The organism is Rothia sp. LK2492 (assembly GCF_040946345.1).
GTDB lineage: Bacteria > Actinomycetota > Actinomycetes > Actinomycetales > Micrococcaceae > Rothia > Rothia endophytica.
This window is the reverse complement of record NZ_JAYWLX010000011.1, coordinates 73874-85580: the sequence shown is the minus strand read 5'-3', so window position 1 is coordinate 85580 and position 11707 is coordinate 73874. Positions and strand designations below refer to the sequence as shown.

At 52.2% G+C, this 11707-nt stretch carries 9 protein-coding genes; 3 read left to right on the top strand and 6 right to left on the bottom strand.

Annotated features, from left to right (window positions below; translation table 11 throughout):
• Nucleotides 1-672, top strand: a 672-nt coding sequence (locus VVR27_RS10885; RefSeq protein WP_368548375.1) for a transposase family protein, incomplete at its 5' end; no start/stop codon positions are given.
• Nucleotides 673-1003: 331 nt separating this feature from the next.
• Nucleotides 1004-3274: an NAD-glutamate dehydrogenase domain-containing protein gene (locus VVR27_RS10880; RefSeq protein WP_368548374.1), complete on the top strand. Its 2271-nt coding sequence runs from the start codon at nucleotides 1004-1006 to the stop codon at nucleotides 3272-3274.
• A 149-nt stretch (nucleotides 3275-3423) separates the two neighbouring features.
• Here VVR27_RS10880 and VVR27_RS10875 read toward each other — a convergent pair whose 3' ends face one another.
• Nucleotides 3424-4743 carry an MFS transporter gene (locus VVR27_RS10875; RefSeq protein WP_368548373.1) on the bottom strand — a complete coding sequence of 440 codons (1320 nt, stop codon included), beginning with the start codon at nucleotides 4741-4743 and terminating at the stop codon, nucleotides 3424-3426.
• A gap of 318 nt (nucleotides 4744-5061) precedes the next feature.
• Between VVR27_RS10875 and VVR27_RS10870 the strand changes: the two genes are divergently transcribed.
• Nucleotides 5062-6378 (top strand): hypothetical protein, encoded by a 1317-nt coding sequence (locus VVR27_RS10870; RefSeq protein WP_368548372.1) that lies wholly within the window; start codon nucleotides 5062-5064, stop codon nucleotides 6376-6378.
• A 51-nt stretch (nucleotides 6379-6429) separates the two neighbouring features.
• On the opposite strand, the gene VVR27_RS10865 is transcribed toward VVR27_RS10870, so the two are convergent.
• From VVR27_RS10865 to VVR27_RS10845, 5 genes are all read right to left on the bottom strand, one after another.
• Nucleotides 6430-7269: a glycosyltransferase gene (locus VVR27_RS10865; protein ID WP_368548371.1), complete on the bottom strand. Its 840-nt coding sequence runs from the start codon at nucleotides 7267-7269 to the stop codon at nucleotides 6430-6432.
• Between the two features lie 45 nt (nucleotides 7270-7314).
• Nucleotides 7315-8409: a glycosyltransferase family 4 protein gene (locus VVR27_RS10860; RefSeq protein WP_368548370.1), complete on the bottom strand. Its 1095-nt coding sequence runs from the start codon at nucleotides 8407-8409 to the stop codon at nucleotides 7315-7317.
• An 11-nt stretch (nucleotides 8410-8420) separates the two neighbouring features.
• Nucleotides 8421-8822 (bottom strand): DUF2304 domain-containing protein, encoded by a 402-nt coding sequence (locus VVR27_RS10855; RefSeq protein WP_368548369.1) that lies wholly within the window; start codon nucleotides 8820-8822, stop codon nucleotides 8421-8423.
• Nucleotides 8822-9562, bottom strand: coding sequence for a glycosyltransferase family 2 protein (locus tag VVR27_RS10850; RefSeq protein ID WP_368548368.1), 741 nt, complete (start codon nucleotides 9560-9562; stop codon nucleotides 8822-8824). Before VVR27_RS10850 ends, VVR27_RS10855 begins: the two co-directional genes overlap by 1 nt.
• 95 nt (nucleotides 9563-9657) lie before the next feature.
• Nucleotides 9658-11670, bottom strand: coding sequence for a DUF6541 family protein (locus tag VVR27_RS10845; protein WP_368548367.1), 2013 nt, complete (start codon nucleotides 11668-11670; stop codon nucleotides 9658-9660).
• Nucleotides 11671-11707 lie beyond the last annotated feature (37 nt).

Below are 11707 nucleotides of genomic sequence, written 5' to 3'. Positions count from 1 at the left end.
AGAAGGCCGCCAGCGCTCACCCTAGCCCAGGCGCTGAAAGTGACCTTGCTTTATCATCGACACAACCTCACCGAAGAACTCCTCGCAGAAATCTTCAACACCTCCCAGCCCACCATCTCACGGACCCTCAACACCGTTGAAAAAGCACTTGAGAAAGTCTTCAGGCCGCTGGGACAGTCTTTAGAAAACAGCCTGAAGATCCCTGGTTCACTGGTTATCGACGGCACCCTAATTCCCACTTGGAACTGGCGTTCACTAGGGAAAATAAACTTTTCTGGTAAGCATAAACGTGCTGGTTTCAACCATCAAGTGATTTGCACCCTGGACGGGAAACTACTGGCCATCACTGACCCAGTCCCTGGCGCTAGGCATGATGTCTATGCCTTCAAACATCATGACCTGCAGAAGTATCTTGATGAGAGCACTTTAGCTGATAAAGGCTACATCGGGTTGGGGCTGGCCACCCCAGTAAGAGGCAGCAAAGCCCGCAGGATGCCTGCAGATGTGAAGGTGGTGAACAGGTTCATTAATTCACGCCGATCGGTGGTGGAGCGGGTTATCGCGCAGGTCAAGACGTGGCGGGTTTTGCATACCGGGTTCAGGCGGTCGCTGAGCGTGTATGGGCGGGTGTTTGCGGGGGTTGGTGTTTTATGCGGCTGGGAGGACTTTTGAATAAGCCTCACTGAAGCATAAAATAGGACAGCTCCACCGTTCGTACCACAGTCCGGCAAAAAATCAGCCCCACCCGCCAGGCAAATAGTGGACAAAGCAAGGTTCACCTTTCACCACCATCGGGTGGTGTTCATTCGAGCAAGAATTGGGAGAGCAGACCCATAGACTGCCGACTGGCCCTAGACTGCACACCCCAGCTGAACGCGCAACGGTAGACGAGATTTTTTGTCTCATATTTCAAAAGACGTCTTTTACAGGCCTTTTCTCGCTCTATATGCTGGAATTTCCAGTTTTATGCACATTCTTGTGCGCACCAGAGGAAGGGCCCCTTTTGTCAGCCTCACCCCACGCCGAACTTTCAGAGAAAGTTCTCTACGCTTACTCCCGCTACCTGATTCAACTCGGTGCAGGCTTCCCCCAGGCTGTTACTGACCAGGCAGTTGCCCAGAACCCCGCCCTCGTTGCCACAATCGTTGATGTCTTCGAAACCGGCTTTGACCCAGCCCGCGGTGGCGAAGCGGAGGGGCGCCGCGCCGCCCAGCGCAAGGCTGCTACCAGCGCCCAGGTCGATATTGATGCACTGACCGACGCTGATACCAAGACATACTTCTCCCGCCTGCTAGAAGCAGTGCTTGCCACTGTGCGCACCAACGCTTATCAGGGCAAGGAGTCTTTGGCTCTCAAAATTAGCACCCGCGATGTTTCCTTCGCCCCCCTCCCCAGGCCCCTGTTTGAAATCTTTGTAGAAGCAGACAGTGTTGAGGGTGTGCATCTGCGCTTCGGTAAGGTGGCCCGCGGCGGTCTGCGCTGGTCTGATCGCCCCGAGGACTTCCGCACCGAGGTGCTGGGCCTGGTGAAGGCTCAGGTCACCAAAAACGCGGTTATTATCCCCACCGGTTCAAAGGGCGGTTTTGTGCCCAAGAACCTACCTGACCGCGACGCTGAGCAGGAAAAATACAACGAGAGGGGCGTTGCCGCCTACCGTCTCTTCATCCAGTCTCTACTGGATGTCACCGACAACCTGGTCATCGAGGGCGGGCACCCAAAGATTGTCCGCCCCGATAACGTGGTGGCCCTGGACGACAATGACCACTACCTAGTGGTTGCTGCCGATAAGGGCACCGCAACCTTCTCAGATATCGCCAACGAAATTTCGGTCAATAACGGTTTCTGGCTGGGTGACGCTTTTGCCTCCGGCGGGTCTATCGGCTTTGATCACAAGGAAATGGGCATCACCGCCCGCGGCGCCTGGGAGTCTGTCAAGCGTCACTTTGCAGCGCACAACCATGACTCACAGAGCGAAGAGTTCACCATGGTGGGCATTGGCGGCATGGCTGGCGATGTCTTCGGTAACGGAGCCCTGCTCTCGGAGCACATCCGCCTCATTGGTGCCTTTGACTCCCGCCATATCTTCCTGGACCCCAACCCGGACACCGCTACTTCCTTTACTGAGCGCAAGCGCCTCTTTGAGCTGCCCCGCGCCTACTGGACTGACTACAACACCGAGCTGATCTCGGCAGGCGGTGGCGTCTTCTCCCGTAAGGACACCGAGATTCCGGTATCCGCTGAGGTACGCGAAACTCTAGGCCTTGAGGCCAACAGCGCAGAAACCCTCACCGCTGACGAGCTCATCATTGCCCTCCTCAAAGCACCCGTTGACTTGCTCTACACCGGCGGTACCGGCACTTATGTGCGCGAAACCGGCGAGACTAACAAGGACGCAGGAGACTCCTCCAACGACCACCTGCGTATTACCGCACCCGAGCTGCGCGTGCGCGTCATCTCAGAGGGCGGTAACCTGGGTCTGACCCAGCGCGCTCGTATCGAGGCTGCAGCGGGTGGCGTCCTCATCAACACTGACGCTATCGATAACTCAGCCGGTGTGGAGACCTCAGACCGCGAGGTTAACCTTAAGATTCTGATGAATCTGGCGATTGAAGCAGGCGAGTTCAGTGCCTCTGACCGCCCCGACTTTATTGCTGCCCAGGTAGAAGAAGTTGGGCAGCGCGTGCTGCGTTCCAACCTGGAACAGAACGTACTGCTTCAGGCAGAGCGTTGCGGTGTCTTTGGCACCGACGAAATCGCCGGCGAATTCATGGACCACCTGACCGAAACCGTGCACCTGAACCGCGAGGTAGAGCTCCTACCTTCGGATGAGGAGCTGGCGGACCGGGTGGAGGCGAATGTGCCGCTGACCGGCCCCGAGCTGTCCGTGCTGGTTGCCTATGCCAAGATTGACCTGACCCAGGCTCTGGTAGAAAGCGGTTACGCTAACGAGCCAGACCTGGAACTCAGCGACGTGCTTGCCGACTACTTCCCGGCAGCAGCAACCGAGAAGTTCGGTCACCACTTTGATAAGCACCCGCTACGTAGCGAGATTATTGCTACCCGCGCAGCCAACCGCATGATTAACCACTCAGGCATTAGCTTTGTCTATGAGATGCAGAAGAAGCACGGCGCGTCGGTCAACGATGTAGCCCGCGCCTTCCGCGCTGCTCGCCTTGAAATCGGTGTCCCCGATATTGAAGGTAACGGCGATTTTGAGGCATGGGTAGAGGGCGCACAGGCTCTGCGAGCGCTGATCGATCAGAAGCTAAGCTAACCTACCTGCCGCGGCAGTATCTCTCTAAAAATACCCCCTGCCCGTCCCCGTTTATTCGGGGCGGGCAGGGGTATTTTGCTGTCAGGGGCTTATCAATGGGGCAAGGACGCCAGGAATCAGCACCCATACCCCGGTCAGCGAGATGCCCCTTAGCTCTTAGCGTTATCGATATCAACCAGGGTCAGCTTACCCGTTTCGCGGGTGCTCAGGGCAACCAGGCTGGCAAGGAGTGCCATCACGGCGGTAAAGGTGGCAGGACCAACCCAGCTGGCGAAATCATCCCCGGCAAGGGCTGTTGCAGCTGCAGGTGCGATACCTCCGGAGAGGGCAAACCCGATTTGGGTTCCCAGGGCTAGGCCGGTCACGCGTACTGCGGTGGGGAACATTTCGCCGTAGAAAGAGGGCCAAATACCGTTGGCCATAGAGTAGAAAGCGCCATGCATCAGGACTCCGAAAATGAAAACCAGGGGGATATTTCCCTCGGTGATGGCATGCAGATAGGGGAACATGAGCCCGCCAGCGACCAGGGCACCGGCGGCAAAGATGGGCTTGCGGCCCACTTTGTCTGCAAGAAGCGCCCACAGAGGTATGGCTAGGAGGCTGAGCCCGTTAGAGGCGATGGGTACCCAGAGCATAGTGGAGGATTCGATGCCGTGGCCCTTGGTGGCAAAGGAGATGGAGAAGGTGGTGAAGACCATGTTGACGGTGTTAACCATGGCGCAGAGGGCTACGGTGATGACCGCGCGCTTGTGGCTGGAGAAAACCTGGCCCAGCGGGGTCACACGGTGTACGGACACCACAGCTTGTTCGCGGGTTTCAGTGAAACGCGGGGCCTCTTCGAGACGGCGGCGAATAATCCACGCAGCGACCACCACAAAGGCTGAGAGCCAGAAGGGGACGCGCCACCCCCAGCTCAGTAACTGCTCTTCGGGTAGAGCTGCGAAAGGTAGGAAGACGGCGGTAGCCAGCAGGGAGCCGAACTGGGTGCCGTGTAGCGTCCAGGAGGTAGTAAAGGCTCGCTGATGGTCGTGGGAGTGCTCCAGGGACATGGAGATAGCGCTGGCCTGCTCGCCGGATGCCGAGAGCCCCTGCAGCACGCGGCAGAGCACCAGCAAGATGGGTGCAATAATGCCCGCCTGGTCATAGGTGGGCAAGCAGCCGATGGCGAAGGTAGCGAAACCCATCATGAAGAGAGTCAGCATGAGCACAAACTTTCGCCCAAACCAATCTCCTAGCGGTCCCATGAGTAGGGCACCTAGAGGGCGCACCACGTAGGCAACACCCAACACCATCATGGATTTGAGGATGCCCGTGGCGGCAGCGTCATCGGGGAAGAAGATGGGCCCCAGCACCAGGGCAGCCGCAGTGCCAAACACCGCGAAATCATAGTATTCCAGGGCAGAGCCGATCCAGGAGGCCAAGGCGGCTCGGCGCGGCGATTTCTGCTGGGACGGGGCGTGAGAAGTCATAGGTATAGTCCTTTGTCACCGAGACGCCTGATGTCACCAGCACGTAGCCAATAAGGAGCGCTCAATAAAAATCTTGTACCTGAGCGTATACAGGAGCGTTAGGCCCGGTCAAAGATAGTTGGTGGCGTTCCACACTTTGAAGTGATAACTATTGATTGCTGGCAGATGCACCTGTGAGGAAACCGCATTTGAGCGAATATGCAACGTTTTGTTTGAGATTACGGGAAGAGTTCGTCACAGAATCAATGTACAGTCCACAGTTACCCACCCACACTACTAAGCTAGAGGAACCAAACATTACAAAGAGAAGTAGGATCCGTGCAGAATCATTCCGATGAACCAATCATTAACAGACGTCAGTCTCTGTTCATCACGGGTTCCTCTATCATTAGCGCAGCGACCACCTTCCTGGTTACATGGCTAGCTGCACGTTCACTCTCACCAGAAGAGGGCAAGGAATTCCTTGTTTTCTGGTCCCTGACCTCATTAGTATTCGCTACCTTACTAGGGGTACAGCAGGAGTCAGCACGTTTGATCGGCGCCACTGGAATGCCTAAAAAGGGCACACAGGATTCTAATACTGATAACCTGAATACCCAGAACACGTACCGGCCTATACAAGTAGCAGCACTGGTGGGCCTCACCTGTACTCTTATCTTTGTGGCTCTAACACCTATCTGGATAGGTAGTGTTTTACCCCAGGACGATTTGCGGTCGATTCTTATAATCGCTACTGCCACTACTTTTTATGCCTGCCATGTCTATTGCATCGGAGCTACAGCAGGTATGCGTGCCTGGACGGAATATGCTCTGTTAATTTCGACCGGCGGTGTTCTCTGCCTTGCCCTATCAGCTTTATCTTCTATCACCGGCGCAGGTCTTTTTGCATTCCAGCTGTCATTCGCGGTTACAGCCTTCCTGTGGCTTTGGTTTGTCACCTTTTCACCTACAGTGCGGGAAACTACCAAACTGCGCATAGAGGGAAGTCGACGCGTAGCATATGCCGGCATGATGATAGCTGTGGGTACCGCAGTAGCAATAGCGGCCATGTCAGTCGGTTTCCCAGTATTCCTAGAAGCTACAAACACGGAGGGAGGGAGTCCAGAGAATATAGCTCTACTTGCCGCTATTATCCTTGGTATATCAATCACAAGAGCCCCTATTATGTTGCCATTGCAAGCTTTTCAGGGTGTAGCTATCTCATATTTTCTCTCCCGTTCTCAGAAACCTTTTTCAGCTCTCGCCAAACCCGCACTAGCTCTTATAGGTCTGGGAGCAGTAGGCGCCGTGGCCGCCTTTCTAGTAGGTCCCTGGATCTTCGATTTAATCTACTCAAACTACGCGGGGCAACTAAGCGGAAGCTTCCTGGCAGGCCTAACTTTTGCAGCAGCTCTGCTAGCTGTTACCACTCTCTCTGGCACAGCTGCTTTGGCTATGGGATTGCATAAGGTGTATCTAGCGGGCTGGGTCTTAGCTGTTACCTCAGCTTTCCTATGCTTACTTCTTCCACTGGGGTTGGAGAGCAAGACAATTTTAGCTCTTACCGTTGCCCCTCTATTTGGTTTTGCTGTTCATCTTGGAGGCATGGAAATTCAAACCCGTTCGGACCACGCTAGAGCAATAGATTCTACTTAGGTTATTGATACACAGAGGTGAGGTAGTCGCAACTACCTCACCTTTATTACTTTATGCGCGTTTAGAGTATTCATGGAGTGGGCGAATAAGCCCCGCAGCACGCACAAACTGAACAGACCGCCATATTAGGTGCTGGGGCCAAGCTACCACCGCAGGAATCTTGAGTGCGCGTGCAAGCTCTCTGCGCCCTTGAGCCACACATTGGATGTGCAGCCCTCTCGCTGATGCCCCCTTGCTCAGGTTAGAGCTGTGCACCCTGTAAAGAACCAAAAAATCAGGAAGCATAGCAACCGGGCCCAGGCTAGCTATCCGCAGGGTAAGGTCATAATCTTCGCACTGATCAAGCTTTGGAGTATGGCCGCCAACTTGATCATAGGCGTCCTTGCGAAACATTACTGACGAATGGGGAATAGGATTAAAAAGTAATAAGCTCTTACGGACATCGTCAGAAACTATAGCTTTAGGATCACCAATCTGCTGCCCATTCTCATCTATCATATGAGCGCGGGCGCCTACTAATACGCATTCAGGGTTCTCATTCAAATAAGCAATTTGGCGCGCAAACCGTTGAGGAAGCGCAATATCGTCACCGTCTAGGTTCGCCACGTATCTCGATGAAACATATTTCATCCCTTCGATAATTGACCCACTCATACCTAAGTAGTGGTCGAAGCGTAGCGCCTTAACTCTGGGATCATCAAGCCAAGGGTAATGTTTGATGTCTTGTTCAATCTGCTGCCTATCTAAACTGATACTCGGCCCATTCAACACCAACACAACGTTCAGATCAACATCTTCGCTATCTAAAGTTGAGCGTACAGCCTGATCAACCCAATGATTCAGTTCACCGCTACGAATAATAACCGCTAACAGGTTCTCATCTATTTGCACTGTTTTCCCTTTCAGGTTGTCCTAAAGTACGTGCCTGAGTGATGGTTATAGATTTTGGATAAGCTCTTCATAAATGCGACCTTGACTAGACCAACCCCATTTTTCCAGCTCAGCAGCAGGGTAACCAGTTGGTTCATCAGCAAGTTCAGCTCGGATGGCCTTGGCGAGATGTTCCGCATCTCTCTGCTGAACAATGTGCACCCGCACCCCCTCCTCTTTCAGGACGCGTGCGCTTGAGACGTCGTAGGTAACGATAGCAGCCTGGGATACGAAGGCATCAATAATCGTGGTTTGAAACCCCTCAGCAGCAACAGTGGGGTTAACCAAAGTAGCGCCACGAAGTTCTTTTGCTACTGCAGCATGGTTAACAAATCCACGAAAATCTACTGCATCGCTAACACCCAATTTTTGGGCATAGGTTCGAGCCTTTTCAAGGTCAGGACCATCACCGAGCATCACGCCCGTAACTTCAGAGTCTTCACGTCGCAGAATGCTGACGGTTTCGAGAAAAGCTTTCCACCCTTTAACCTCCACCATGCGAGCCAGGAAGACGAGTTTCTTTCGATTAAAAATCACTTCATCAGGACGGGTTAATGGCAAAGGTGACACATTGTAAAAGACCTCCGCAGGAACACCTGATAGAGCATGCACAAACTCGCAAGATGGCTCAGATACTCCGATAATTTTGGATGCCCCGCGTAAGGTCATTCTGCCCAGAGTACGGTCAACCAGTTGGCTAGCTACTCGGATAACAGCCTTTTCTGAAGCCACGAAACCGGAACCGTGTTCAGTATGGATTACTGGAATTTTCAGTAGGCGTCCCGCCAAGACACCAAACCAACTCATACTGAAGAAGCGTGTATGCACCGATATGACATCTATATTTTCTTTCTTTAGGATGCTAAAAATTTTTAACAACCCAAAGGGCGAAGGGAAGCCCAGGATATCGTCAACCGTGAAGTATTCTTTCAGACGATAAACTTTCATTCCCTCTTCTAGCTCTACCGCGGGATTCCCAAAGAGAGTAATGATGGTGACCTGATGACCTAGTTTTTGTAGCTCAGCAGAAAGGGCTGAAACATGCTGCTCCAACCCGCCAACCTTAGGCGGGTAGTTATTAATAACAAAAGCTATATTCATGGGTCCGCGTTTCATTGGTTATTGTCGGGAGAGTTCTCTTGCTCATCAGACACAAGGGGTGAATGGGGTGTTATCCGTTCTTGCTGCTCAAGCTGTGCCCGCAATATCGCTACTTCTTCAGCAAGTGTACGGGTGTCTTCACCCATACGAGAAAGGTCAAGAGTGAGGTGCAAACAGACCCCAATGAGCATGATAATCGCTAGCATGAAAAGCAAGTTGACCGGCATCACAACGCCCGTTACTTCGGCAAGCCCACCCAGCAAGTGAGGGAAAAAAGCCAGCACAATAATCACCGCTGAAACAATTAACCACAGGGCAGCGTATTTCTCCTTCATTTTCTGGTTACGTACCTGAGAGAAAACCATGATGAAAATAAGGACTGCGAGAATGAAGAAAAAGATATTAGAGGGCATTATTTCCCCTCCCTAGATGTCTTTGTGCGGGTCATGGAAATACCGAAGGCAAAAAAAGAACGGACTAGGTAAATAGCTGATTTCAGGGGTCCAGACGATGGAGTGCCACCCTGGCGTTCACGCATCTCAACCGGCACTTGAATAACCTTACAGCCGGAACGGATAGCCATAACCGTTGAGTCAATGGTGTCCCCTAAGTATTCAGCGGGGAAAAAGTCACAGTATTGCTGAATCCCTCTACGATTGACCGCACGAAATCCACTGGTAACGTCCGTGAATTGTTCGCCAGAGATGCGGGTGAAGAGGAAGGAAAGAAGACTCATCGCCCATTTACGAGGACCACGCACCTTGTAAGCATCGGACTCAGCAAAGCGCGAACCGATTACAATATCAGCGCGATTTAGACCTTCGATGAGAGTATCAATAAATTCTGGGGGGTGCTGACCGTCTGAGTCCATCTGCATGGCAATGTCGTAGTTCATACGACGGGCATAGCGGTAGCCGGTCCGCATAGCTGCGCCCACACCCATGTTGTAAGGCAAATCAATAACGAAAGCACCGGCGTTTTTAGCTATCTCAGAAGTATGATCTGTGGAACCGTCATTAATAACTACCAGGTCAACCCAAGAAGCCTTGGCACGGAGGTCAGCAATTGTGGCGCTAATAGACTCTTCCTCATTCCAGGCAGGCATAATAACCAGGACGCGTGGGCGCGCCTGAACTACAGGTTTACGGTTCATCTGTGGGATGGCTTTCCTGTCTTGTCTGCCAATCAATGGAGAGGCACTATAGGTACGGCTCAGTCTATCAGTAGAAAAATATCACCGTTAGCTCTTTAGCAGGCTGTAATTTGGTACAGCACCGCATCACCTTCTCGGTGGATTTCAGCAAGAATTTCTGAGTCAGTCAACCCTTCATAACCCGGATACCAAAGCGCATGGTCGCCCCCATTGACCTCCTGATACCCAAAGTCCAGGTAGTATCCAGCATTAAGGTCGTTTAGAGCTTGACAGACCTTTGGATCATCAAACACTCGATTCAGGTGTTGCTGAATATAGCCCACGTCTTCCTCTGGAGTGTAAATAGTGTGGTAAGCAGTTACCGGTCGATCAGCAATGGCATAAGCAAGGGCTGCTCCCGTGAAGGGTTGTACTACAATCGCCTTACCCTCAGGGACATAGTCATCGAGGTGATTAAGCATTCGATATTCATCAGTACTCAAAAGATTTGATTCTTCATCGGGTGCATAGCTATAGAAGCTTGCCTCTATTTGATTTTTCAGGGCTAGACTCGTCTGCCCCATCCCTACTACAGCCAGAACGGCAACAACATATATAACCAGAGATTGACGACCAGATCTACCCAACAGGTTGTGATTCGCAAGAGAGGCAGATAGGCGTTCAGTAATCCAGTGCACTCCAAGCGCTAACAAAGGGACACTCATAATTGGAAGTAAGGCTGCAAGGCGGAAGGAATCGTGATACCAGACACCCACCCAGAAATAACGATCTTCATCCCAGGGGAGGGACCGGCCAGCTATATAAAAGGCAGCGACAATTGCCCATGACCCAAACACCCATAAATGCGCAGAACGCCTAAGTTCAAGCGCACTATAAATACCTATCGCAAACGCTAAGGCAAGGAACCACTGAATCTGGTGACCCATTGATGCAAAGCTAAGAGCCTCCCCCAATGCTTGACCGGCAGTTAGTTCAGGCCCCCATGCCTCTCCCGCCACCTGAGGCGGACGAACCACCGACCAAAGGATATTGATAACGATAAAAATAAGAGTTACTGCAATAGCTAGCGTGATTGTAGATCCCCAATTTGCCCGGTGTTTTAGACTAGCAACTACTTGTCGCCCCACACATACCAACAACAAGGGAATGATGATAACCAATAGAGACATCATCGCGTTAGGGTGGGATATAGCTATGGCAAAAGCAACGAAGACGCCAAGAAGTACGCCAGGCAATGTGGCTATGCGGCGAATTTCTACCGTTCGGAAAAGCTGGGCAACGAGACCAATTCCGGAAGATATGAGCGCAATACCCAACAGATTGGGGTAGAGCACACCAAAATTAAGTAGAAGAATAGGGTAGGCAGTAAAAGCGGCGGCAAAGGCACCAGCCACAATCACTCCTGAAATATTAAGTTTGAAAACTTGACGCACCAGGAAAACAGCACTCAAAGGCCACAAAACAGCCGAGACCAGTAACGCTACAGCATTGGTAGTTTCAGGAATGCCTGCAGAAGACCCCATTGCAACCAGTGACACCAGAGCATGCCAGGCATTGGGGTAAAAAGTGGATTCACCCTCAATAGAGGTCATGGCGCCCATAGTCAGAGCTGAAGCATTACCGGTATCTTCAATAAAGCGCACCGCATTAAGATGGAAGTTGTTATCCCAGGTCTGAGACACCCAGTCTGGTTGACCAATTGCATTAGTGACATTGCGCCACAGCAGGAGGGCACCCACAGCAAAGCTAATCCAGTAGACACCTTGTTCTTTGGACACCCAGGGACTGAGCTCTACCCGACGGTGGGAATTTATAGGGGAGCTAGCTACTCCTGTTTTAACACCTTGTAGAAAGCTACCCAAAGAAATGAGGCCAAATACCATGAGAGCTATTAGCAGGGCAGTTGCAAAAGGCACCCATAGCGCCCACCGGATACCTACCATAGGGGTCACGATAGCTCCAATGGTAATCGCCGCAACCGAAAGCGCGGGCGCCAGGCCAAAGGCGTCAAACCCACGAAGTCGCGCGGCAGCTGCAATAAGTAAACCTGGAACAAATAGATAGCACAGACCTACTGCAAGAGGCAGTACAATATCGAACCAGCTCATTTTTCTCCTAGACAACCGTAATGCAGCCAAAATGACA